The organism is Altererythrobacter sp. Root672, assembly GCF_001427865.1.
Classification (GTDB): domain Bacteria; phylum Pseudomonadota; class Alphaproteobacteria; order Sphingomonadales; family Sphingomonadaceae; genus Croceibacterium_A.
In genome coordinates this window covers 94,680-117,050 of record NZ_LMHH01000001.1, presented here as the reverse complement: position 1 = coordinate 117,050, position 22,371 = coordinate 94,680, and the positions used below count along the sequence as shown (strand labels likewise).

Sequence of the window (22,371 nt, the reverse complement as noted above, 5' to 3'; positions counted from 1 at the left end):
TCCCAGCCGGAGATCCGACATGACAAACAGGAAGACCCTCACCCGCCTTGCCGCAGTCGTTATCGCCGCATCATGCATGATTTCGGGGCCGGCCCTGGCGCAAGACGATACGATGACGCCGATCGCAACCCCGGCGCAGGCGGACGCCATCGTGCTCGGCACCGGCCCACTGCCCGACGCCACGGCACCCGAGGTCTGGCATCGCCAGTATGGCAGCGAGTTCGCGCGCAACGTCACCGTGGCGACCCTGACGCCATACCTCGCCGACCCGGCCAAGGCGACCGGCGCTGCGGTGATAGTCGCTCCTGGGGGAGGCTTCCGCACACTGTCGATGGAGAACGAAGGCTCGGAGGTCGCACGTGCCCTCGCTGAGCGCGGCGTCTCTGCCTTCGTGCTCAAGTACCGGCTGATCCAGACTCCGCGCGACATCGGAGAGTTCGACCGCTCGATGCGTGAGTTGGTCTCAGGCCGCCCGCCGCAAATGTCGCCCGACGCGATGGCCGCGAGCCTGGCTCCCCAGATCGCCGACGCGCGCGCGGCTTTCGCGCTCGTTCGTGCACGCGGCGCTGAGTGGAACGTGGATCCCGACCGCATCGGCATGGTCGGCTTTTCTGCCGGGGCGATGCTGACGCTGACGACGGCCCTCGCCGGTGAAGACGCGCGGCCTGCCTTCATCGGCAATATCTACGGCCCGCTCGGAGCCGTAAATGTACCAGCCGACGCACCGCCGCTGTTCATCGCGCTGGCTGTCGACGATCCGCTGTTCCCCAACGCGGGCTTCGGGCTGATCGAGAGTTGGCGAACAGCCAAACGGCCGGTCGAGTTCCACTACTACGAACAAGGCGGCCACGGCTTCGGCATGTACCCGAAGGAGACCACCAGCACCGGCTGGTTCGACGCCTTCGTGCGCTGGATAGGCATGCACGGAATGCTCGCCTCCGCGCACTAGCCCAATCTCAGCGGCCACTGCCTGGCGGTGCCTATTTTCCTCGTTTGTGCTGCGCGAAGAAGCGAAACACGTCGGGCATTCCATCGGCGATGATGGTCCCGTGATCGCGGTCCGGCATTTCGATGTACTCGTGGGTCATGCCCAGTTCGTCCATGGCGGCGGCCCAGGTCCGCGTATTGGTCGCCGGCACGACAGGATCCTTGTCGCCTTGGGTGATCATGAGCGGCAGTCCGGCTGCCTTGATCGGCGCGAGGATGGCCTTCTGGTTCGGTTGCATCATGAATGCCGCAGGAGCGATCGCCGCTATCGCGGCCCATTCGCTCGCATGCTTCTGGCCGAGGAAGAGCGTGCCCGCACCACCCATCGAATGGCCCATCAGGTATGTCCGGTTCGCATCGACGTTGAATTCACGGCGAGCCAAGTCGAGGACGTTCATGACGTCCTTCTCCGATAGCTCGGTGAGGTTCGGCGGCTCGACCGGTCCCTTGCCGATGACAATAACCGGCGAACCGTACCAGCCCATCGTGTTGTAGCCCATCGGTCCGACGACGATGTATCCGTTCTCCTCGGCCAGATCGACCAGCCGGCCGCGCACGATGAAATTGGAATCACCGCCGTAGCCGTGCAGGGCAACGATAAGCGGCGCGGGTACGCCGGGTTTGACCTTCGAAGAGACGAATACGGTATAGGGGAGATCTTCGTTGGTATCGGCGAAATGGTACGTCCGCTGCTGCACGCGCGGATCAGGGTCCATCCGCATGGGAAACCGCGGTGGTCCTTCGGCTTGGGATGCGACTGGCGCCTGTCCCCCCGCGGGCAGTCCGAACGCAAGTACGGTCGCCGCCGCGATCGCGATGGTACCTCGCAAGATCCTGCCGATTGAATTGGACGTCCGCACGTCTACTTCCCCCTTCTCCACTTACAGGCCCTTCCGCTCGATCGACCAGTCCGTGCCCGTGCACAGCCGGCAGTTCTCGCCCACGAAGGTACGTGCGGCGCTCTTGTCGCCCTTGAGTTGCCACTCGAGCCAATCGACCGCGACGTGTGCCACGGCCCCGCCCATCGGTTCAGAAAAGGTACCCCCATGACCGACCGGGAGATTGGCCAGGACCGCCGGAACGGACTTGAGACGAGCAAAGTCGTCGGTCCCGTTGGGATAGGCGATGTCGGTTGGGCCTCCGAGAATGTAGATCACCGGTGAGTGGATCCGGTCGAGCATGTCCTTGCTCGCCTTGATCCCTGGGATCGGGCTGGCCCCGTCATTGAAGACCCCGCTGTTGTGCACAAGCACGGTTCTGATCCGCGGGTCAGAGGCGATCTCGATCGCCTGCAAGCCGCCGCAGGAATGCCCCGCTGCGGCGACGGCACCTGTTGCCACCTTGCCGCGCAGCTTGCTGCCGTCCCGGGTATTTTCAGCGATGGCCCAGTCGATACCAACCCGTACGTCTTCGGCACTCGTCGCCGCCGGAGGCAAACCGCTCGTCCTCGCAGCCGGCTGCGGAGCGCGCGGCTCGGTGGCTCCGGGTCCGCTGCGCCATCCTCCGGCAGCAATCACCAGATACCCGTATGAGGCGATCTCCGCGAGGTGCATCCGGTGTGCCGTTCCGTCGTCCACGCAAGCGCCATTGCCCCAGACCAAGATCGGTAGCTTGCCTCCCTCGAAAGGGGACAGGTCTGCAGGTCGATAGATTACGTGGCGCGGAAAGGCGGGGTCGGTTTCGATGATCGCAGGATAGGGCCCGTCGCCGGGTGTGTTCGGAACCTTGTTGAATTCCTCCTGCGTCCTTCTGAACGCTTCGCCGTCCGTCTGCTGCGGCTGTTGTGCATTGGTTCCGCTCGCGAGAGCGACCGCCATCAAGCCAAGCAGCCCAGTCCGAATGCGGCGCGTCGCCAGTGTTCCTCCCATTCCGCTCCCCCTTATCGTTCTAAAGCGGTTGTCGACCCGACCGCCGCGCGGCAGTTGCTAGCGATGAATCTTCTTCAGTAACCGATCCAGTTCCCGGGTCTCGGCATCGTTCAAACCAGCGGTAAGCGCAGCGTCCGCCTTGCGAACCAGCCCCCTGAGGCGATCCAGTTCCTGCTCCCCATGCGCAGTCGGGTAGACGCCGAAAGAGCGGCGATCGCCGACAATCTTGCGCCGTTCAACGCAACCCCGCTCTTCCCAGAAGTCAACCGCCAGAGTCGTCGCCGGACGGGTAAGCGCCAGCGCGGCAGCCAACTGAGTCTGCTGCAAGCCGGGATTGCGACCGATTACCTCAAGGATGGAATAGCGGTGCGGCGTGATGCCGGTCTCACCGAATTCGCGGGCCAGAAGGCTATGGCCGAGGATCCAAACCAGCTTGACCGAAAAGCCAGTCAGCTCGGGCAGCAATCCATAATCAACCTCGGAACCGAGGAGTGTCGGGGCGCGATGGCGCACACCTGTCAGGCTGTCAGGGAGGTCAGTGAGGCCGCTCATTCAAGTTGAACATGCCCGTTGCCGATCAAACGCACAAGTCAAACTGTTATTGCCTATGATGGTTATCGTCGATAACAGATGCCGCCAATAAACATTAAAGCTGAACTCGGGGGAGATTGGTGATGAGGTTCGACAGGACTCACGGCGCGCGTCATCGCAGGTTGCTGGTGAGCGGCACGATACTGGCGAGCGCGCTTTGGGTGGGGGTCGGTTCGCCCGCGGTCGCGCAAGAGGGAGCTGAAGAGCAACCGGCTGCCGCGTCCGAGGCATCGACCGATCAGGGCAACACCATCATGGTCACCGCCCGAAGGCGGGAGGAGTCGCTCCAGGAAACGCCGATCGCCATCTCGGCGTTCAGCGCCGAAACCCTCCAGGAACGGCAAATCCACCAGACCCAGGACCTCGAGCGCATCACGCCTAGCCTGCAATTCAAGCCGGCCGGGCAACTCTCGGGCAACAGCTCCGCGTCGGTGGCCTTCATCCGTGGCATCGGCCAGCTTGATCCCACGGCTGCCGTCGATCCCGGGGTCGGCGTCTATATCGACGAGGTCTACGTCGGCCGCGCAGTGGGCAGCACGATCGAGTTCGGCGACATTGCCAGCGTCGAGGTGCTGCGCGGACCTCAGGGCACGCTGTTCGGGCGCAATACGATCGGCGGCGCCATTCTGGTCCGCACCCGCGAGCCCAAGTTCGGCGAGTTCTCCGGTCGGGGACGCGTCAGGGGTGGCGACGATGGTCTGCTAGAAGGATTTGCTGCGTTCAACCTTCCGATCACCGACACCACAGCCGCCCGCATTTCCGGTGGCTTCCGCAAGCGTGACGGGTACGTCATCCGCGCCTTCGACGGTCTCGACCTCGGCAACGAAGACCTGGTGACCCTGAACGGTGCATTCCGCTGGGAGCCGACGTCGAATTTCGAACTCTCACTGAGGGCTGATTACACCGACCGCGACGAGAACGGCGCTCCTTTCACCTTCGCAGGGATCAATGAAAACGCGCCGGTTGCCGCAATCGTCAGCGTCGCAGCTGGCTGCCCCGGAGCCAAAATTCCCTTCGCTCCGATCGCGCCCGGCGATCCGCGTTTCGGCGCCCCCTCGGTACCGTTGATCGACGATCCGCGCTGCGCCAATGACTTCCAGGCACGGGGAGATTTCGTCAACGGCGGCACCGCCCCGGTGACCAGCCAGTCGGAGATTTGGGGCGTCTCGGGTACGGCACGGTATGACGTGGATGATAGCCTGACCTTCAAGAGCATCACGGCTTATCGCTCCACCCAATCGCGCGGCATCCGCGACGCCGACAACACTCCGTTCGTGATGATCACCACCGATGTGGGCGGGAAGTCTAAGCAATTCAGCCAGGAACTGCAGTTGCAGTATCACCGTGGCATCGTCAGCGGCATCCTGGGTGCATACTATTACGACGAGGACACTTTCGAACGCGCCACCGTCCCGCTCGCGTTTCCGCCCTCGCCGCCGGTTATCTCCTCGCTGCTCGCCGGCGGACCGGGCTCGCGCGACTTGCAGTTGTCCGACTTGGAAACCCGCTCGCTGGCGGCGTTCGGCGAGATCTCAATCGAACCGACTGACGGCCTCGAGCTGACCGGAGGCCTCCGTTACACCGAGGATCGAAAGACCTACCAGGGTACCGTCATGAACCTGTTTCCAGCCACACGGCCGGATCCTGACCCGCTGCCGACGCTGGCCATTCCCGAGGGCGGACCTCTGTTCATCTACAACCGCCCGTTTGAGAACACCTTCTCACACCTGACGGGCTCGGCCAGCGTGCGCTACGAGTTCACCAACTGGCTGAACGCTTACGCATCGTATTCGACGAGCTTCAAATCTGGCGGGTTCAACACGCGTTATAACGCCCCGCCGCCGGGCTTCGTGCCAGTCCCGTTCGACGAGGAATCTGTCGAAAGCTACGAGGTCGGCGCCAAGATGGACTTCGGCGATGCACGGCTCAATCTTGCGGCGTTCCAGGCCAACTACGACGACATGCAACTGATCTTCCGTCAGGGCGTGGTGCCGTTGCTGTTCAACGCTGGCAAAGCCCGCATCCGCGGCTTCGAAGCGGAGGCGAGCTACCATACCGGGGGACTGCGGCTCGATGCTGGCATGAGCCTGCTCGACGACGACATCCTCTCGATCACACCGGTGCCCGGCGCCAGCGCGACGGTCGCACCCGGTGACGACCTTCCGCTCACGCCCGCGTTCCAGGGCAATTTCGGGATCGGCTACGAGATTCCCTTGGCCCAAGGCTACACGCTGACACCCCGTTTCGACGGCAGCTACACCTCGCACGTCACGTTCATCACCGGCAGCGTGCCCGAGATCGAAGAGAACGGCTATTTCACCGGCAACGCCTCGGTCGAACTCGGGATCAACGACCGCTGGAGCGTTACGGCGGGCGTGATCAACTTGTTCGACGAGCGTTACCTGATCCAGGGGAACGCCTCGCTGGCGACACTCGGCTATGCCGAACGCATCTTTGCACGGCCACGAAGCTGGTATGTGCAGCTCGCGGCCGAGTTCTAAGCTACGGCCATTCAAGAGGAATTGGGGGAATACGACATGATCAATGTGGCACGGTCAGGAACGTGGGCGATCGGTATGTCCGCTCTCCTGGCATCCACGGCGGCCCTACCCCAGGACGTGCCGCAGCCACCGCGTCTCGAGTTCGCGTTCGAGGAAATCGTAACACTCGGCCAGGCCATCCCGGTCGGTGAGACGCCGCTCGGCAAGCGGAATATCGTGCCGATCACCGGTGGCACGTTTTCCGGCCCTGGAATCGAAGGGACGATCATCGCCGGTGGCTGGGACTGGCAACTGACGCGCTCGGACGGGTGCACCGAGATCGAGGCCGACTACATGATCCGGACCAATGACGGCGTGGTGATCAACGTCATCAACGTCGGCGCGCTATGCCCGCCAGAAGCGGGAGCGAGGACTCCGGCCAAAACCCAACCGAGGTTCGAAGCGCCGAAAGGAAAGTACGACTGGCTCAATCGGAGCGCGTTCATAGGAACGCTGGACCTTGCTCCCGGCACAACCGGGCCCGCCGTTCGCATTAGGATCTACAAAGCGGTCTAGATCGGCGCGCCGCTCTCGACCTCAATCAATGCGCAACCAGCCCAAACAGCTCATAGGGGCTCGTGACGCCCAGCCGGCGATAGGCACGCTGCCGGAAGGTCACCACCGATGTCTTCGCGATCCCCAGGTCGATGGCGGTCGCCTCGACGCTCATTCCAAGGGCAGCACGCGCGCAGACCTGCCTCTCTCTGGATGTTAGTTCCGCGTAGCGCAATTCGAACCGCTCCTCGACCTGCGCGACCGATAACACCCCTGTTGGAACGGCAGACTTGATGGTGAGGGGCAGCATCGGAAGCGTCAGGCGAGCAAATCCGGCAATGTTGTCCAGCTCGCGATCCGAAAATGCCCCTTCGCTCGCATGCCGCGCGAGGTTCATGCCTCGCCAACCGTCCTTGCCGCGCTGGACAATCGAAACGCGTTCAACAATGCCGGCGTCATCGAAAAACCGGCGCCGGAAGGCAGTGGAGGAAATATCCGCAGGCCGGATGCGTTGCAGCGCCATAGCGCCCTGCCGCACGGCGCTGCCGTAGATGGCGCGCACGGGATCAAGCCTCTTGTAGTGTTGCGCATACGCCGGCAGCAGCCCGGCGATCTCCGGCTCGCAGTGCACGTAATGCAGCGCGTCTTCGTCGGGACCAGTCGCTTCGAACAGATAGATGCGCGTTACGCCCCCAGTCAGCGCGTTGATGCAGCTGCGCACGGTCGCCCCGAAGCCCCCGCCACCAAGCGAAGTCAGAACCCGCTCGTAAAGCGGGTCAATGGCCAGACTCAGCGCCGGCTGTGTCACCTGCCAGATTTCCGCCACGGGACCCTCCTGCTGTTGTCCTTCTGCTTGTGCCTTGTCCTGTCGCGATAGGACAGACCTTCCCTGCTCCATCTAGCATCCCTTCGCAGGACAGATCGGGGAAGAAGATGCTGGACGGTAACAAGGTGATGATCACAGTCGCTCTCAACGGCGGCATGCAGCAGGACCGAGACGGCGCGGTCGTCCCGAAGCAACCTGACGAAATCGGTGAGGCGGCGGCAAGGTGCTGGGAAGCGGGAGCGTCAGTAGTTCACGTTCACGCGCGCGGCCCCGACGGCAAGAATAGCGGTGACCCGGAAATCTATGCGGAGATCATCCGCCAGATCCGCGCTCGATCCCCGATTCTGATCCAGACCACCAACGGCATCGGCGTACGACGTGATCCGGCCACCGGGCAATTCGTTTGGCCGACCGACACGGAGCGGCTCGGCCTGCTTGAGATCGAACCGCAGCAGGACTTGTTCGGCATCGCCGGTGGATCGGCCGACTTCCACAATCCGGAAGGCGGCTATCCCGAAGAAACGCCATACGTGAACTCGCCCGAGCTTCTCAAACGGACCATCGAGGCAGTTTACGCCAAGGGGTCGGCACTCGAATACGAGATTGTCGAGGCGAGTTCGCTGCACCGCCTGATGCGCTACGCCAACGAGGGCTTGTTCGACCGCCACCGCAAAAACGTCTGGCTCCTGCACGGCGGAGGGTTCGGCGCGACGCCGCCGGTCGCCCGCAACGTGATTTTCAACATCGACGAGGGCCTGCGGATGTTTCCGCAAGCCATCTGGGGTGTCACGGCGACCGGCCATGACATGTTTCGCATCGTCACCCTCGGCCTCGCCATGGGTTGCGACCTCGTGCGCGTCGGCTTCGAAGATGGCATCCACCTCCCCGATGGAACCGTCGCCGGGGACAACGCGGAGATGGTCCGGGCTGCAGCTAATATCGCCGCGATCTTTGGCCTCCAGCCCGCCACAGTCGAAGAGGCTCGCTGCCGGTTCGGGATATGATCATCTCACAGCCACGACGAACGATCGCGATCTGCACCGCGATCTATTTCCTCGATGGCTTGATCCACACCATTCTCGGTCCGCTAGCGCCCGAGATCGCTCGATCGCTCTTGCTCGGAAACGCTGAGCTCGGTCCGATCTTCTCCGCCAACCTTATCGGCCAGTGCATTGGCCTGGTCGTCTTTCCAGCCATCGCTGGCCGACTTGGACATCGGCTCACGGTGACGATTGCCGTTGTTGGATTCGGGCTGGGCCAGTGCGCGAGTGCGCTCGCGGACAGTGGGGCCATGCTGTTTGCCCTCAGGCTGATTACCGGCGTATTTCTCGGCGGCTGTCTTCCGAGTTGTCTCGCGATGGTCACAGAGGAAGCGCCCGCGGACCGGCGCGGCATATCGATCCTGACCCTTTTTACTGGATACGGCCTCGGTGCAGCGGTTGCGGGCGCGGTGGCGGCAGGCTTTGCCGACCTGGGCGGATGGAGAATTGCGATGGTGACGGTCGGAGTGCTTTCGCTGGCTTTGTCGGGCGGCGTCTGGCTCTGGTTGCGTGATCGGGCGGACTTGGAGGGAGCGGCACCAGAACCTGCGGCCGGAGCATCGACTGTCTTGCAACTCATGGGTCGCAGGTACCTTGTCGGAACTCTGATGTTGTGGCTGCTGTTCATGCTGATGCTCACGATCAGCTACTGCCTGACCTCCTGGCTGCCGACCATGTTGGTCGAAGCCGGCCACGACCAGTCCTTCGCCGCCTTGTCGATTACGATCTTCGGTTTCGGCGGTGCCATTGCCGCCCTCGGTATCGGCCTGCTGATCGATAGGTTCGGGGCGATGGCAGTGCTGCTTGTCTTTCTTCTCGTGGCGGCGGCGCTGCTGTTCGCGACGGGCCAGGCCATGGACCACGCTTCGCGGGGTGAACTGACCGTGCTTCTTGGAGCTGCGGGCTTCTGCAGTCTGGGTGCCTATGGCGGTGTCAACGTGGTCCTGGCCGGATTCTATCCCGATGCTCTGCGCGCGACGGGGGTCGGATGGGCTAAGAGCGTGGGCAGGCTGGGAACCGTGGTTGCTCCGATAGCGATCGGCCTGGCCTTGTCCGCCGGAGTAGCCGGGCAGACTGTCATGTCACTGTTTGGGTTTCCCGCCTTGTTGGCCGCATTGGCTCTGGCGGTTATTTCCATCACGAACGCGTGGAAGACGCGTGAAGGAGTTGGGAGCAGCCCCGCGGATCCTACCAGCTTTTGGACAAATCGTCGCGGCACCTGAGAATCTCGAAAAATCTCATTTGAGATGTTTGCGCAATTCGAGGCCCATCGTCAGCAGTCCGAAGGGGGACATGGCGTAAGTCTCGCGCTCGTGGAGCAAGTCGCTGAGCTTCACTGAGCGCGTTCCAGCATTTCGCGATTCAACTGAGCACACCCTTCACACGGGTGGGGTCGCAGGTTCAATCCCTGCCGCGCCCACCAGGCCTAAGTCCTGCGACTCGTTCTGGCGTAAGCGCTTGCCCGCAATCGCGGCCTCCGCGGTCTGTTCCCACGCGGTCACGATCGGACCCGGCGTGAAGCGTTCAGCCGAACGTCGCGCCTCGGTCGCCAGGCGTTCCCGCAAGGCGGGGTCATCCATCATCTTGGAGAGGGCGGCAGCCAGCGCAGGGACCTCTTCTGCCCGGACCAGCAGCCCGTTGACGCCGTCCTTGACCATCTCGCGCGGGCCCCACGGACAGTCGAACGTGATCGAGGGAATGCCGGCGGCGAGCGCTTCGAGCAGGACGTTGCCCCAGCCTTCGTAGCGCGATGACATGACGAACAGGTCTGCGCCGCTCGCCCAGCCTCCGGGCTGCGCGGTGATGCCCGGCAAGCTGGCCCGATCTTCGAGGCCGAGCCGGACGATTTCCTGCTCCAGCGCGGCGCGCTCTTCGCCTTCGCCCCAGATCACGAGGTTCCAGTCAGGATGGCTGGCGGCAATCCTGGCAAAAGCCCGCAACAGCAAGTCGAAGCCCTTTTGCTGGACCAACCGGCCCACGGCCACCACGGTCTTGGTGGCGGAAGGTTGGGCCGGGACTTGTACGGCGGGAGGCATGACCGGATTGGGGATCACCCATCCACGGCGCCGCATCTTCTCGGGAAAGAAGTCCATGGCGTCGGCCGTCATCGTCACGAGGCCGAACGCCGACGGATAGAGCTTGGAGCGCAGGACCGACCAGATCCGGCCGAAGTTCTGGACTTCCGGGTTGTTGCGTTCAGAGACGACCACCGGAATGTCCATGCCGATGGTAGCGAGCAAGGCGACTACGTTGGTGCGGGTGAGGAAGCTCAGGACCACGTCGGGATGCAGGCGCTCCAGCGCCCGCCGCAGAACGTGAATACGCGTAACCGTGCGCAGGGTCCGTTCGATCGCCGGTCGCCGGGCAGGCGCATAGCCAAGGCTGACGATCTCTACCGCCGGGTCATACTCGTAGTAGGAACGCGACGCCGGTTCGTCGAAGGCCAGGACCGTTACGCGCCATCCGCGCTTCACCATGGCGTTGGCGATGATGCTGACGACGCGCTCCGCCCCGCCCGCTCCCAGACCTGGCAAGGCGAACGCAACATGGCCTCGTGCACCAGCCCGAGCAGGGTCGCCCGCGACACCTCCCGACAGCCCTGCCTGGCCTTTCACTGACGCCCCAACTTGAACAGCAGTCGCCCCTTGTAATGTCACCCCCAGGTCAAAGACTGACATAGCCTTTTCGCTAATTCAAATGGGCGAAGGGATTAGGCCCGAGGGGTATTGCCCTTGCGTTCAGCGTTCGAAACTCGCTCGACACTGGACAATATCCGGGGCCAAGGGGCATAGGCCGCGGCCATGCATGATCTACGCGCCATTCGCGAAAACCCGCAGGCTTTCGATGCCGGACTTGCCCGGCGTGGAACGGAGCCCGTTGCGGCCCGCATTCTCGAGCTCGATGAACGTCGCCGCTCGGTAACCACGCGGGTGCAGGAGTCCCAGGCTCGGCGTAACGAAGCCTCGAAGGCGATCGGCGCCGCCATGGGCAAGGGCGACACCGCCACGGCAGAAGCGCTCAAGGCCGAAGTGGCACAGCTCAAGGACACCCTGCCCGCGCTGGAGGAAGAAGACCGCGCCCTCGGTGTCGAACTCGATGCCGTGCTCGCCGCCCTGCCCAACATCCCGGCCGAAGAAGTACCCGAGGGCGATGACGAGACCGCCAACCTCGAAGTGGCGCGGTGGGGCGAACAGCGCACCTTCGCCTTCGAACCGAAGGAACACGCCGACCTCGGTCCGATCCTCGGGCTCGATTTCGAGACCGCCACCGCCATGAGCGGCGCACGCTTCGCCTTCCTGCGCGGACAGATGGCGCGGCTGCACCGGGCGCTGGCCCAGTTCATGCTCGACTTTCACACTGCCCAAAGGGGTTATGTCGAGTGCGTCCCGCCGCTCTTGGTGCGTGACGAAACCGTCTACGGCACCGGACAGCTGCCCAAATTCGCTGACGACTTGTTCCGCACTACCGATGGCCGCTGGCTGATCCCGACCGCCGAGGTCAGCCTGACCAACTCGGTGCGCGAACAGATCCTCGACGACCTGTCGCAGCCGATCCGCCTCACCGCCCTCACCCCGTGCTTCCGTTCGGAAGCCGGCGCGGCGGGCAAGGACACGCGAGGGTTCATCCGCCAGCACCAGTTCGAAAAGGTCGAGCTGGTCACGATTTGCCGTCCCGAAGACTGGCAGGCTGAACACGGGCACATGGTCGAATCCGCCGAGGCGATTCTCGAAACCCTTGGCCTGCCCTATCGCAAGATGCTGCTCTGCGCGGGCGACATGGGCGCGGGGGCGAAGAAGACTTTCGACCTCGAAGTCTGGCTGCCGGGCCAGAACGCCTATCGCGAGATCAGCTCGATCAGCTGGTGCGGCGATTACCAGGCGCGGCGCATGAACGCGCGCTACCGGCCGGAGGGGCAGAAGGGCACTGCCTTCGTGCACACCCTCAACGGCTCGGGCCTCGCCGTCGGCCGGACGTTGGTCGCGGTGCTGGAGAACTACCAGCAGGAAGACGGATCGGTCTCCGTTCCTGCCGCGCTCACGGCCTACATGGGTGGGATCGACAAGCTCGTCCCGGCAGCCTGATGCGCATCCTCCTCACCAACGACGACGGCATCAATGCTCCGGGGTTCGAGGTGCTGGAGGCGATCGCCCGCAAGCTGTCGGACGATGTCTGGGTCTGCGCCCCGACAGAGGAGAACTCCGGCGCGGGACACTCGCTGACGCTGCACCTGCCGGTCAGGCTGCGCGAGCACGGCAAGCAGCGTTATTCGGTGACGGGCACGCCGACGGACTCGGTGAACCTGGCGCTGCGCAAGCTGTTCCCCGATCGCCCACCGGACCTGGTGATCTCCGGGGTCAACAATGGCGAGAACCTGGCCGACGACGTGACCTATTCGGGCACGATCTCCGCGGCGATGGAAGCGGCGCTCGCCGGCATTCCGGCGGTGGCGCTGAGCCAGGCCATGCGCGACGCGGGCCACGGCTTTGCGGCGGCTGAAGCATGGGCGGAGAAAGTCCTCGCCCCGCTGCTCGACTTGCAGATGGCCAAGCGGACCGTGATCAACGTCAACTTCCCGGCACGGGCCGCTGCGGACGTGAAGGGTATTCGCGTGGTGCGGCAAGGCTTCCACGACTACGCTCGCGGCCTGCTGCTAGAAGGGACGGACCCGCGCGGGCGGCCTTACTACTGGTTCGGACTCGAGGACATCGAACATACCTTGGACCACGGCACGGACCTCGAAGCGGTGGCGGAGGGATATGTCTCGGTCACCCCGCTTCACGTCGACCTTACCCACCACGCCTCCCTCGGTTCGCTGGCGGAGAGCTACGCGGCATGATCGAGCGGCCCAACCCGACGGAGCAGAAACACACTCAGTCGGTCAGGGCCCGCAAGTTCACTCCGCTGCGCCGGGCGGTCAAAGTCCCGGTCTGGGCCGATGCCGGCCTGCGTCTCGGCGCTGCGCTCGCCCTGGTGTTCATCGTGGTGCTGATCCACTGGATCGGCCGCGACGGCCTGAAGGACAGCCACGACGGCCAGGTCAGCTTCCTCGACGTGTTCTATTTCACGATGATCTCGATCACCACGACCGGGTTTGGCGACATCGCCCCGGTCAGCAACAGTGCTCGACTAGTAGAGGCGGTGATCGTCACGCCGATCCGCGTGGCGGTGCTCTTCATCTTCGTCGGCGCGGCATATAATTTCGTCATCAAGCATGGTTGGGAGAAATGGCGCATGGCTCGCATCCAGGAACAGCTTTCGGACCACATCGTCGTGCTGGGCTACGGCATCTCCGGCGCCGAAGCGGTGGCTGAACTGATCGCGCGGGGTACCGAGGCGAATTGCATCGTGGTGATGGACACCGATCCCGAACGGCTTGAGGCTGCAGAGGAACTCGGCTGCAACGTGATCGAGGCCGATGCCACGCGCGACGAGCATCTCATCGCCGTGCAGATCGCCAAGGCGCGCTCCGTGCTGGTGTCAGCCGGGCGAGATGACGCCTCGATCCTGATCGTGCTGACCGCCCGCCACCTCGCGCCGGGCGTGCCGATCAGCGTCGTCATCCGCGCCACCGACAACGAGGTCCTGGCGATCCAGGCCGGGGCCGACAATGTGATCAATCCCGTGCGCTTCACCGGGCTGCTGCTCGCGGGGAGTTCGCAAGGCGCGCATGTGGCCGAATATCTCGCCGACCTCGCCTCGGTCAGCGGCAAGGTCCAGTTGGTCGAACGGCCGGTGCAGCCCGAGGAGATCGGCAAGTCGCTCCACGACCTCGCCACTGGCGGCCAGGGCCTGCGGCTCTATCGCGATGGCAAGCCCTACGGCTTCTGGGAGGCCGAGGCGCGATCGCTCCAGGCCGGAGACCTCGTGGTCGAGATCAAGCCGACCGAAGCGACCGAGTGCGAAACGGACCCCGTCTAGCTCAGCAGCACGTGAACCGCGCCCATCGCCGCCGTGCCGACGATGAAGTGGCCGGCGTCGATCAGGAACAGCTTCAGCGAACGGTTCTGGTAGAGGTAGTTGATCCCGATCGCCGGCGTCATGAGAAAGGCGCCGAACCCGAACGCGAACATCATGATCACGTGCGGCGAGGGACTGGTCCGGGCGACCAGGTGCCCCAGCATCCACGACACGATCAGTTCCAGCACCAGGGTCAGGCCCATGATCTTGACGAAGTGACTGGCGCCCTTGGCTCTAGCCGCTTCAATTTCGGGCGCGCCCATGCCGACTTCGCGCTGCCACGCCTTGCTGAACAGGAAGCTGTACCAGACCGCCCCAACCGCGAAGAACGCCACGGCGCCGAGCACGACGGCCAGCCAATTCACAGGTCCCATAAGTCCCTCCCCTTCAAGGTCGCGCGACCGCCTTTCGGCTGCTTGAGCGCCGCGTCCCGGACAACCCTAGCGCAAACCGCGGTTTGGGTGTAGGGGCGCGCCCATCGTGGCATCAGCAACCTCAGACGTTCGCTCCATACCGGAGGCGAAGAAGATCGGCATGGTCAGCCTTGGCTGCCCCAAGGCCCTAGTCGATTCCGAGCGCATCCTCACGCGCCTGCGCGCCGATGGCTATGCCATGAGCCCCGATTACCAGGGTGCCGATGTGGTCGTGGTCAACACTTGCGGCTTCCTCGATTCCGCCAAGGAAGAAAGCCTCGAGGCGATCGGCGAAGCCATTGCCGAAAACGGCCGCGTGATCGTGACCGGCTGCATGGGTGACGAAGCCGACGTGATCCGCGCCCGCTTCCCCGAAGTGCTCGCCGTCACCGGCGCCCACCAGTACGAACAGGTCGTCGAAGCCGTCCACGAAGCCGCGCCGCCGACCCAGGGCCCATACGTCGACCTGATCCCCCAGCCGGATGAAGGCGGCATCAAGCTCACCCCGCGCCACTACAGCTACCTCAAGATCTCCGAGGGCTGTAACCACTCCTGCGCGTTCTGCATCATCCCCCAGCTGCGCGGAAAGCTCGCCAGCCGCCGGATCGATGCCGTGCTGCGCGAGGCGGAGAAGCTGGTCGCGGCCGGCACCAAGGAGCTGCTGGTGATCAGCCAGGACACCAGCGCCTATGGCGTCGACACCCGCCACCAGGAGCAGATGTGGAAGGGCCAACTGGTCCGCGCCCACATGACCGACCTCGCTCGCGAGCTCGGCCAGCTGCGCACCCCACAGGGCGAAACGCCCTGGGTGCGCATGCACTACGTCTACCCCTACCCCCACGTCGACGCGGTCATCCCGCTGATGGCGGAAGGGCTGCTGACGCCGTACCTCGACATCCCGTTCCAGCACGCGAGCCCCAAGGTGCTCAAGGCGATGAAGCGCCCGGCCAACGAGGCCAAGGTGCTCGAACGGATCAAGGCCTGGCGCCAGATCGTGCCCGACCTCACCATCCGCAGCAGCTTCGTCGTCGGCTTCCCGGGAGAGACTGAGGAAGACTTCGAATACCTGCTCGACTGGCTCGACCACGCCCAGCTCGACCGCGTCGGAGCGTTCCGCTTCGAACCGGTGGCCGGCGCAGCTGCCAACGACTTGCCGGACCAGGTGCCTGAAGCGATCAAGGAAGAACGCTACGCCCGGATCATGGCCGTGACCGAGCGGATCAGCGCCGCCAAGCTCCAGGCGAAAATCGGCCGCACGCTGCCGGTAATCATCGACGAAGTCGGCGAGCCCGACGAGGACGGCGACATCGGCGCCACCGGCCGCAGCCAGGCCGACGCGCCGGAGATCGACGGTGCCGTGTACTTGCGCAACGTGCCCGCCACTTTGGCGCAAGGCGACATCGTCCAGGTCACGATAGAGGACGCCGACGCGCACGACCTGTTCGGGGTGATTGGCTGAGGCAATTCGACTGGAGCTTATGAGCTCCAGTCGATCGAGCCATCAACGGGCGCCGCGCCTTACTCGTCTCCGACCACCGCGAAGCCAAGCCGCTCCATCTCGGCAATGAGCATCGGGCTATCCCTGCGAACCAACTCGAGGTCCTTTGCGGCACCTGCTGCATCGCCTTGTTTCGAACGTGCGACCGCACGCAAGTATCGGGACTGCCCCATGTTCGGCACCTGCTCGAGCGCCCTGTCGAAATCGCGAATTGCCTCGTCCAGTCGCCCAAGGCGCAGCAGGACGGTGCCGCGGCTATCGAGGATCGGGGCAAAGTCTGGCTTCAATTGGAGCGACGCCTCGCACTCTTCGAGTGCCCGGTCGAGTGCGACATTGGCCACGGCTTTGGCATAGCAGATGCCATTGAGTACATTTGCGTCTTTCGCCAGTTCGCGGGCTCTGGCCAAGTCCACCTCGGCCTCTTCCCGCCGGCCGCTGCGCCACAGGGCCATTCCGCGACTGTTGAGCACTTCCGGGCTGGGGGCCTGCGTCTTCAACACCAGCGAATAGACTTCCGCCGCGCCTGAGTAGTCCTCCCGCTCGTTGAGCACCTCGGCTTTGGTGAAAAGGGCATTCATGTCATTTGGCATGCGCTGCAACTGCGCGTCGATATCGGCCAACCGCCCTTCCCAGTCCGTGGGTTCACGAACCTGGCTGCGATCGAGGTAGTACCCACCGTTGGGCTCCATCGCGATCGCTCGGTCGAGTGCTGCAACTGCTTCCGCCCGCATCTTGAAGTGGCTGTAAATCTTGCCTGCCGCAGCATAGGCCCAAGGCTCGTCCGGATGCGCGGTGACGACGGCTGTGGCTTCGGCGATAGCATCGTCCTTGCGGTCCATGCGGGTGAAGATATTGGCCCGCAGCACGTTCACTTCGGGCGGCACCACCTCGAGTTTCTGCATCGCATCCGTGTCGGCCAAGGCTTCATCGTAGCGGCGTTCGGAGAACTGCAGGTTGGCGCGGGCCATCAGGGCCGGCCCGAACTTCGGATCGAGGCGGAGTGCATTGTTCAGATCCGACAGGCGCGCCTCGGTATCGGCAGGATCGCGTCCCCTGCTGAGATTGAAATAGAGAAGCGCAGAAGGCTCCCCTTCAAGCGCGTTCGCGGCCAAGGCTTGCGCCTTCTCCCTCATTTCCAATTCATTGTAGCTGTCGATAGCGAGGCCCAGCACATACGGATCGTCCGGTAGCGCAGCCAGCATGGTTTCGATTTGGTCCGCAGCCTCTTCCTTTCGCCCCCACCGCGTCAGGAGAAATATGCGCAGCCTGTACATGAGGGTCAGTTTTGGATTGGCCTTGAGAGCAATGGCGGCATCGTCCAGCGCCAGCTCTGGCTTTTGCAGGCCAAGATACATGTTTGCGCGATGGGTTCGGGCGAACTCGTTCGTGGAATCGGCCTCCAACGCTTTAGTGTAAGCATCGACGGCGCCCTGCCAATCGCGCGAACTTTCCGCCAGTCGCCCACGGGCGTTGAGAAGTACCCGGTTGCGCGGATCTATCGCTTCGGCCTTGTCCAACGAAGCCGCCGCTTCGTCGGGCCGCTTCAGGTCGATCAACGCGATGCCCCGATTCGCCCAGGCCCAGACATCTCCTTCGTCGAGGTCGGTCGCGCGATCGAGCAGAGCCAAGGCTTCGTCAGCTTTGTTCGCATTCATGAGCAGACTTGCCCGTGCCACAAGGTCGTCGGAATCGCCCGAGGTATCATCGAGACTGGCCTGCAGATCGGCCGCGGTCGGCACATAGTTGTTGGGAATTCTCAGATAGACCGCGTTGTCCGCCAGTTCGCGCAGGCGCTTCTGGAACCTTGGAGCATCTGCCGCAGCGAACTCCGTTTCGATGCTTCTTTGGCTCGCTTCGATGACAAGCCTGTCGCCCGAGAACGTGGTGGCGCGCTTGTATTCGACGCCGGCCACAACCTCGTTGACGTTGACGTCCTGGCTTGTCGGGCCGGCAAAGCCCGGAGGAAGAATGATCGTCTGCCGGGTACGCGTGTAGAAGGGGTGCCCTACCGCAAAAGGCGCATCCTTCGCCGGTCCGGCTTCGCGGCTGAAGTCCGCCTTGAACCCGAGCCCGGTCTCGTCTGTTTCATAAAAGGCACCGTTCCAGTCGAGAGCGGCCTGCCCTTCGAGCGTCAGCAAGAGCTGCTGAGTCGACTCGTCGAACTTCATGGCCACCTTTTCTGGCGTGATGAAGTTGAAGCGGCGACGCCAGAATTCGCGTAGCGTCCGGTCCCGGGCGTCGCCGACGAAATTGGCCATATCCTGATTGACGCCGAGCGCGGTGTCACCACGGTAGGTCAGTTCGATGTGTGTCGGAACGGGCGAATGGACGCCTTTGCTGGCGTCCATCTGGATCGCCAGATCCGAGGCAGGCTCTGCGAGAGGGGCCGGGACCATGCGCACGAGTTCGGCGTGCTCGACGATTGGCAGGCCCCAGGAAAAATCCGGCACCTGCAGCCGCGCGAGGCCGGTGTCCCCAGTCCGAGTGCCGTCCAGCCAATAGTCCCGTCCACCGATCTTGGCCCGCACGAGAATGTGATTGAACGCCCCGATCGATGGGATGCGCTTGGAGACGATGTCTCCAGCATCAACACTGACAGCTACTCCCTGGGCTTCGATCCCAAGCTCCCCAAGGATCGCCAACAGAAGCGCAGTCTTCGCCTTGCAGTCCCCATAACGCCGTGCCCAGGTCTGTTCCGCGTCGGTCGGCACCAGGCCACCGCTTCCCATGGCCAGCGCGACGTAGCGAATGCGACCTTGCACCAGCTTGAGCGCGGCTTCCGCGCGCGCGACCGGATCAGGAGATGCTTCCCGGATGCGCTCTACTTCAACCCGCAGCGGGCCCGTCGCAGGCACCTTGGCGGCCTTGGCGTAAAGGGGAATCTGCAAGGCCGCGACGTCCGCCCACGACCGATACTCGGTGGCCTCGGCGAAACGGATCATGTTGTAGCGGATCGGCGCGAGCCGGGGGGTGGCTACCGGTTCAATATCCTCAAGCGAGAACTCGACCGTTTCCACGCCGTCCTTGCGCGAACGCCGCCAGGCCGGGAGGTCTTTGGTTTGCGCGAGATTCACTTGGCGCCCCAACGGCCATTCGACTTTGACGTTTAACCGATCCACAGGGAAGTTGAGTGGCCCGACGGCGACTTCGGCATGGCCCGCCGTCACCGGATCGCGGTCGGTCACCGTCGAAGCGAACTCCAGGACGTCGCCCACTTGCAAGCCTTCGGGAAACATCGTCGCCGTAAGGGTGCCGTCGAGCATCGCCATTTCGAGATTCTGTTCGCGCCGCAGCACGGTGAAGGTCTGTCCGGACGCGAGCACGTCAATCGTCTCGTCACCGCGATGGATGAGCACTTTGTGGATCGTTAGATCCTGCGTTTCGGGCCGCCAGGCGAACGTAAGGTTTCCACCCGCCAGGCCTTCCGGCGTCTGAAACTTGATGGCCAGATCGGTATAGTTGGATTGGCCGCCTTCTTCGAAACGGACCTGGCTGTCCATGAGCACCAGGCGGGCGGGCAGTTCGTTGCCATCTGTCGCCCCGGGCAATTGCGCTACGGCCTCGACCCAGTCCGGCGCGGGGCCAATCTGAAGCTCCTCACCCGCCATGGCCGGCGTCGCGGCCACGCAGCAGACCGCGAACGCAAAACTCAATTTTCCGGTAGTCATTCCCGCCCCCATTAATCGGGCGATAATGTCCGGGCGGACGCACCTTTGCAATAAGACGGTTACGGCAAAACTGTCGACGGCGTTCCTGTGTGAGCCAAGCTGGACCTACCCGCCCAGCACTTCACCCTCTGGCGCGCCCCTTCCGAGCTTGTCGGGGAGGGGTTCATCGTTGGGCGTGAAAGCCAGCGATACGGAATTGATGCAGTAACGCTCACCCGTCGGCGGTGGGCCGTCTGGGAAGACGTGGCCTTGGTGCGCTCCGCACCGAGCGCAGACGATCTCGGTGCGGACCATGCCGTAGCTGGTGTCGCGGATGTATTCGAGATGGTCCGGGTCGTAGGGCTGAGTGAAACTCGGCCAGCCGGTGCCGCTTTCGAACTTGGTTCCGCCATGGAACAGCGGCAGCCCGCACAAGCGGCAGGTGTAGACGCCCGGGCGCTTCTCGGTGAGGAACACCCCGCAGAATGGCGCCTCGGTGCCGTGCTCGAGCAGGACCTCGCGTTCATCGTCGTCGAGGTCGGACGCGAGGCGGGCGAACTCCTCCTCGGTGGGCGGAGTCAGGTCGAATTGCAGTGTCGCGGAATCGGTCATGCGCGGGTCCTTGTCAGGGGCTCATTCGGCGAACTCGGTCAGCGGCTTGCCCTTCTCTACGACGTAGGTGGCGAGTTCGCTGCCCTGTGTGGTGCCAATGTTTCGCGCCGAATGAAACACCCGCGCGGGCACATACAGGACATCGCCTGCCTCAAGCGTCTTGGGCGGCTGACCTTCGAGTTGGTATTCGAGCGTGCCTTCGAGCACGTAGATGATCTCTTCACCGGGGTGGCGATGCGCCGGGAAGCTCGCACCCGGTATGAAATCGATGCGCGCCTGAATCGTCTCCCATCCGGGAATGCTCAGGTCGTGGCGCTGGAGGTCAGTGCGCGTGCTGCCGGGCGGACGCGGGGCTTGTGCTGGGAGTATCGCGGCGCTTCCGGCGGCCAGGACAATCGCGAAAAGGTAGATGCGGCGCACGGTGGGTCTCCCAGCTGTTCATCGAAAGTGCGGGCGGCGCCAGCCAGCACCGCCCGCACCGTGGGCTACCCTCAGCGCACCGAACGGAAGCCGGCGCGCATCTCGTCAACCAGATACCCCGGCTGCTCGAAGGCCGCGAAGTGCCCTCCCTTCGGAAGCCGGTTGTAGTGGATCAGCTTGGGATAGGTCCGCTCCGCCCAGGTTCGCGGAACCTGGTTGAGCTCGTCGGGGAACGCGCTCACCGCGATCGGCACCTTGACCCCGATCGGTTCGAAGAACCGCACGGTGTTCAGTTCGACGCCGAAGCCCGGCGAGGTGCGCGGCAGGGCCTCCCAGTAGAGCCTGCCACCGGAGATGGCCGTGTTGGTCAGCCAGGCGATCGTGATGTTGTCGAGCACGTCATCGCGCGTCACGCCTTCTGCCACCCCGTCGAACGCGCGGGCGATCATCCGGTAGCTCAAGATGTCGTGATCGAGGAACCAGGCGGCGAGCCCGATCGGAGAATCCGCGATCCCGTACAGCGTCTGCGGGCGTTGCCCCATCTGCTGCGCATAGGCGAGGCCGTGGGTGAAGAAGAGATCGAGCCGCTCGTAGGCCCAGCGTTCGTCATCCGTCAGGCCGGCTGGCGGGCCCTCCCCGGCCCGTAGCGCTTCGAAGATTTCCGGCGGTGCGGTGGACGCCATGTTGGTATGGATCGCGATCAATCCTGGCGGTGCGATCGCACCCAGGATCTCGGTGATGAGCGCGCCCCAGTCGCCGCCTTGCGCCACGAACTGGGTGTAGCCGAGGCGTTGCATCAGCGTGATCCAGGCATTGGCGATCCGTTGAGGATTCCAGCCGGCCTCGGTCGGCCTGGCGGAGAAGCCATAACCCGGGATCGAGGGGACCACGACGTCGAACGCATCGGCCTCGGTGCCGCCGTGAGCGGTCGGGTCGGTCAAGGGCCCGATGATCTTGAGCTGCTCGACGATCGAGCCTGGCCAGCCATGAGTGATGATGACCGGCAGCGCGTTGGGGTGCTTCGACTTCACGTGAATGAAGTGGATGTCGAGCCCGTCGATCTCGGTGATGAAGTTGGGCAGCGCGTTGAGCTGCGCTTCGCATTTGCGCCAGTCATAGTCGTTCGCCCAATAAGCCGCCAGCTTCTGCATCGTGGCCAACTGGACACCTTGGGAGTCGTCCGGAACGGTTTCCTTGTCAGGCCAGCGTGTCGACTGAACTCGGCGCTTGAGGTCGGCGAGGTCCTCGTCAGAAGCGTGGTACTGAAACGGCCGGATTGTCGCGTCGCCTTGGGGATCAACGATCAGCGCTTCGGTGAAGCCCGGTGCCTGGGCCGGCTGGGCAAGGGGCGTTGCGGGTTTGAGTTCAGTCTCCGGACGAGCCGTAGTTCCAGTGTCAGACATAAACGTCCTCCTGGTCCGAAGCACAGGCGAAAGGCAGCCTGTCGACGGACGACAAACTATACCGGCCGTCAGG

19 protein-coding genes and 1 tRNA gene are annotated in these 22,371 nt (G+C 63.8%); 10 read left to right on the top strand and 10 right to left on the bottom strand.

Annotated features, from left to right (window positions below):
• Positions 1–19: 19 nt before the first annotated feature.
• Positions 20–949 (top strand): alpha/beta hydrolase, encoded by a 930-nt coding sequence (locus ASD76_RS00560; protein ID WP_055916973.1) that lies wholly within the window; start codon positions 20–22, stop codon positions 947–949.
• 31 nt (positions 950–980) lie between these two features.
• On the opposite strand, the gene ASD76_RS00555 is transcribed toward ASD76_RS00560, so the two are convergent.
• The 3 genes from ASD76_RS00555 to ASD76_RS00545 all read right to left on the bottom strand — a co-directional run bounded on the left by ASD76_RS00555 (position 981) and on the right by ASD76_RS00545 (position 3,407).
• The gene (locus ASD76_RS00555; RefSeq protein WP_055916970.1) at positions 981–1,709 is read right to left on the bottom strand and encodes a prolyl oligopeptidase family serine peptidase; all 729 of its coding nucleotides are present in this window, start codon (positions 1,707–1,709) and stop codon (positions 981–983) included.
• Positions 1,710–1,868: 159 nt separating this feature from the next.
• Entirely contained in the window at positions 1,869–2,804 is a 936-nt protein-coding gene (locus ASD76_RS00550) for a hypothetical protein (protein ID WP_235506438.1), read from the bottom strand.
• 108 nt (positions 2,805–2,912) lie between these two features.
• Positions 2,913–3,407: a MarR family winged helix-turn-helix transcriptional regulator gene (locus tag ASD76_RS00545; protein WP_055916967.1), complete on the bottom strand. Its 495-nt coding sequence runs from the start codon at positions 3,405–3,407 to the stop codon at positions 2,913–2,915.
• A gap of 122 nt (positions 3,408–3,529) precedes the next feature.
• Between ASD76_RS00545 and ASD76_RS00540 the strand changes: the two genes are divergently transcribed.
• Positions 3,530–5,947: a TonB-dependent receptor gene (locus ASD76_RS00540; protein WP_082553531.1), complete on the top strand. Its 2,418-nt coding sequence runs from the start codon at positions 3,530–3,532 to the stop codon at positions 5,945–5,947.
• Positions 5,948–5,983: 36 nt separating this feature from the next.
• Entirely contained in the window at positions 5,984–6,502 is a 519-nt protein-coding gene (locus tag ASD76_RS00535) for a DUF3237 domain-containing protein (protein ID WP_082553530.1), read from the top strand.
• Between the two features lie 25 nt (positions 6,503–6,527).
• Here the strand turns inward: ASD76_RS00535 and ASD76_RS00530 are convergent, their stop codons facing one another.
• The gene (locus tag ASD76_RS00530; protein WP_162249621.1) at positions 6,528–7,307 is read right to left on the bottom strand and encodes a helix-turn-helix transcriptional regulator; all 780 of its coding nucleotides are present in this window, start codon (positions 7,305–7,307) and stop codon (positions 6,528–6,530) included.
• Positions 7,308–7,414: 107 nt separating this feature from the next.
• Between ASD76_RS00530 and ASD76_RS00525 the strand changes: the two genes are divergently transcribed.
• From ASD76_RS00525 to ASD76_RS00515, 3 genes are all read left to right on the top strand, one after another.
• A complete protein-coding gene (locus ASD76_RS00525) occupies positions 7,415–8,311 on the top strand; it encodes a 3-keto-5-aminohexanoate cleavage protein (RefSeq protein WP_055916961.1) in 897 nt (298 codons plus the stop codon).
• Positions 8,308–9,570 carry an MFS transporter gene (locus ASD76_RS00520; RefSeq protein WP_055916958.1) on the top strand — a complete coding sequence of 421 codons (1,263 nt, stop codon included), beginning with the start codon at positions 8,308–8,310 and terminating at the stop codon, positions 9,568–9,570. The genes ASD76_RS00525 and ASD76_RS00520 overlap by 4 nt, the downstream gene beginning before the upstream one ends.
• 115 nt (positions 9,571–9,685) lie before the next feature.
• A tRNA-Val gene (locus ASD76_RS00515) sits at positions 9,686–9,770 on the top strand.
• Here the strand turns inward: ASD76_RS00515 and ASD76_RS18830 are convergent.
• Complete coding sequence (locus tag ASD76_RS18830) at positions 9,727–10,824, bottom strand: glycosyltransferase family 4 protein (RefSeq protein WP_414826686.1); 1,098 nt, start codon at positions 10,822–10,824, stop codon at positions 9,727–9,729. The two genes, ASD76_RS00515 and ASD76_RS18830, sit on opposite strands and share 44 nt — an antisense overlap.
• A 324-nt stretch (positions 10,825–11,148) precedes the next feature.
• Between ASD76_RS18830 and serS the strand changes: the two genes are divergently transcribed.
• Genes serS through ASD76_RS00495 form a run of 3 tightly spaced genes read left to right on the top strand, consistent with a single transcriptional unit; the run spans position 11,149 to position 14,266 of the window.
• Positions 11,149–12,429 (top strand): serine--tRNA ligase, encoded by a 1,281-nt coding sequence (serS, locus tag ASD76_RS00505; RefSeq protein WP_055916952.1) that lies wholly within the window; start codon positions 11,149–11,151, stop codon positions 12,427–12,429.
• The gene (gene surE, locus ASD76_RS00500) at positions 12,429–13,184 is read left to right on the top strand and encodes a 5'/3'-nucleotidase SurE (protein WP_055916949.1); all 756 of its coding nucleotides are present in this window, start codon (positions 12,429–12,431) and stop codon (positions 13,182–13,184) included. The genes serS and surE overlap by 1 nt, the downstream gene beginning before the upstream one ends.
• Positions 13,181–14,266: a potassium channel family protein gene (locus ASD76_RS00495; protein ID WP_055916947.1), complete on the top strand. Its 1,086-nt coding sequence runs from the start codon at positions 13,181–13,183 to the stop codon at positions 14,264–14,266. The genes surE and ASD76_RS00495 overlap by 4 nt, the downstream gene beginning before the upstream one ends.
• On the opposite strand, the gene ASD76_RS00490 is transcribed toward ASD76_RS00495, so the two are convergent.
• A complete protein-coding gene (locus ASD76_RS00490; RefSeq protein WP_055916944.1) occupies positions 14,263–14,679 on the bottom strand; it encodes a DUF1761 domain-containing protein in 417 nt (138 codons plus the stop codon). The genes ASD76_RS00495 and ASD76_RS00490 overlap by 4 nt on opposite strands.
• Before the next feature lie 160 nt (positions 14,680–14,839).
• Here ASD76_RS00490 and rimO point away from each other — a divergent pair, with 160 nt between their 5' ends.
• Complete coding sequence (rimO, locus tag ASD76_RS00485) at positions 14,840–16,177, top strand: 30S ribosomal protein S12 methylthiotransferase RimO (RefSeq protein WP_200943073.1); 1,338 nt, start codon at positions 14,840–14,842, stop codon at positions 16,175–16,177.
• Between the two features lie 59 nt (positions 16,178–16,236).
• Here the strand turns inward: rimO and ASD76_RS00480 are convergent, their stop codons facing one another.
• The 4 genes from ASD76_RS00480 to ASD76_RS00465 form a co-directional block, all read right to left on the bottom strand.
• Positions 16,237–19,884, bottom strand: coding sequence for a DUF3857 domain-containing protein (locus ASD76_RS00480; protein WP_162249619.1), 3,648 nt, complete (start codon positions 19,882–19,884; stop codon positions 16,237–16,239).
• Positions 19,885–19,989: 105 nt separating this feature from the next.
• Positions 19,990–20,475 carry a peptide-methionine (R)-S-oxide reductase MsrB gene (msrB, locus tag ASD76_RS00475; protein ID WP_055916935.1) on the bottom strand — a complete coding sequence of 162 codons (486 nt, stop codon included), beginning with the start codon at positions 20,473–20,475 and terminating at the stop codon, positions 19,990–19,992.
• A gap of 21 nt (positions 20,476–20,496) precedes the next feature.
• Entirely contained in the window at positions 20,497–20,895 is a 399-nt protein-coding gene (locus tag ASD76_RS00470) for a cupin domain-containing protein (RefSeq protein WP_055916934.1), read from the bottom strand.
• A 71-nt stretch (positions 20,896–20,966) separates the two neighbouring features.
• Positions 20,967–22,298: an epoxide hydrolase family protein gene (locus ASD76_RS00465; protein ID WP_055916932.1), complete on the bottom strand. Its 1,332-nt coding sequence runs from the start codon at positions 22,296–22,298 to the stop codon at positions 20,967–20,969.
• Positions 22,299–22,371 lie beyond the last annotated feature (73 nt).

What these genes read in the sequence shown, in the direction of transcription:
- ASD76_RS00520 (WP_055916958.1), top strand. Translation starts at nt 8,308, where the DNA reads ATGATCATCTCACAGCCACGACGAACGATCGCGATCTGCACCGCGATC.
- ASD76_RS00495 (WP_055916947.1), top strand. Translation starts at nt 13,181, where the DNA reads ATGATCGAGCGGCCCAACCCGACGGAGCAGAAACACACTCAGTCGGTC.
- surE (WP_055916949.1), top strand. Translation starts at nt 12,429, where the DNA reads ATGCGCATCCTCCTCACCAACGACGACGGCATCAATGCTCCGGGGTTC.
- ASD76_RS00545 (WP_055916967.1), bottom strand. Translation starts at nt 3,407, where the DNA reads ATGAGCGGCCTCACTGACCTCCCTGACAGCCTGACAGGTGTGCGCCAT.
- rimO (WP_200943073.1), top strand. Translation starts at nt 14,840, where the DNA reads ATGGTCAGCCTTGGCTGCCCCAAGGCCCTAGTCGATTCCGAGCGCATC.
- ASD76_RS00555 (WP_055916970.1), bottom strand. Translation starts at nt 1,709, where the DNA reads ATGCGGATGGACCCTGATCCGCGCGTGCAGCAGCGGACGTACCATTTC.
- ASD76_RS00480 (WP_162249619.1), bottom strand. Translation starts at nt 19,884, where the DNA reads ATGACTACCGGAAAATTGAGTTTTGCGTTCGCGGTCTGCTGCGTGGCC.
- ASD76_RS00490 (WP_055916944.1), bottom strand. Translation starts at nt 14,679, where the DNA reads ATGGGACCTGTGAATTGGCTGGCCGTCGTGCTCGGCGCCGTGGCGTTC.
- ASD76_RS00465 (WP_055916932.1), bottom strand. Translation starts at nt 22,298, where the DNA reads ATGTCTGACACTGGAACTACGGCTCGTCCGGAGACTGAACTCAAACCC.
- ASD76_RS00525 (WP_055916961.1), top strand. Translation starts at nt 7,415, where the DNA reads ATGCTGGACGGTAACAAGGTGATGATCACAGTCGCTCTCAACGGCGGC.
- ASD76_RS00560 (WP_055916973.1), top strand. Translation starts at nt 20, where the DNA reads ATGACAAACAGGAAGACCCTCACCCGCCTTGCCGCAGTCGTTATCGCC.
- serS (WP_055916952.1), top strand. Translation starts at nt 11,149, where the DNA reads ATGCATGATCTACGCGCCATTCGCGAAAACCCGCAGGCTTTCGATGCC.
- msrB (WP_055916935.1), bottom strand. Translation starts at nt 20,475, where the DNA reads ATGACCGATTCCGCGACACTGCAATTCGACCTGACTCCGCCCACCGAG.
- ASD76_RS18830 (WP_414826686.1), bottom strand. Translation starts at nt 10,824, where the DNA reads ATGGTGAAGCGCGGATGGCGCGTAACGGTCCTGGCCTTCGACGAACCG.
- ASD76_RS00550 (WP_235506438.1), bottom strand. Translation starts at nt 2,804, where the DNA reads ATGGCGGTCGCTCTCGCGAGCGGAACCAATGCACAACAGCCGCAGCAG.
- ASD76_RS00535 (WP_082553530.1), top strand. Translation starts at nt 5,984, where the DNA reads ATGATCAATGTGGCACGGTCAGGAACGTGGGCGATCGGTATGTCCGCT.
- ASD76_RS00540 (WP_082553531.1), top strand. Translation starts at nt 3,530, where the DNA reads ATGAGGTTCGACAGGACTCACGGCGCGCGTCATCGCAGGTTGCTGGTG.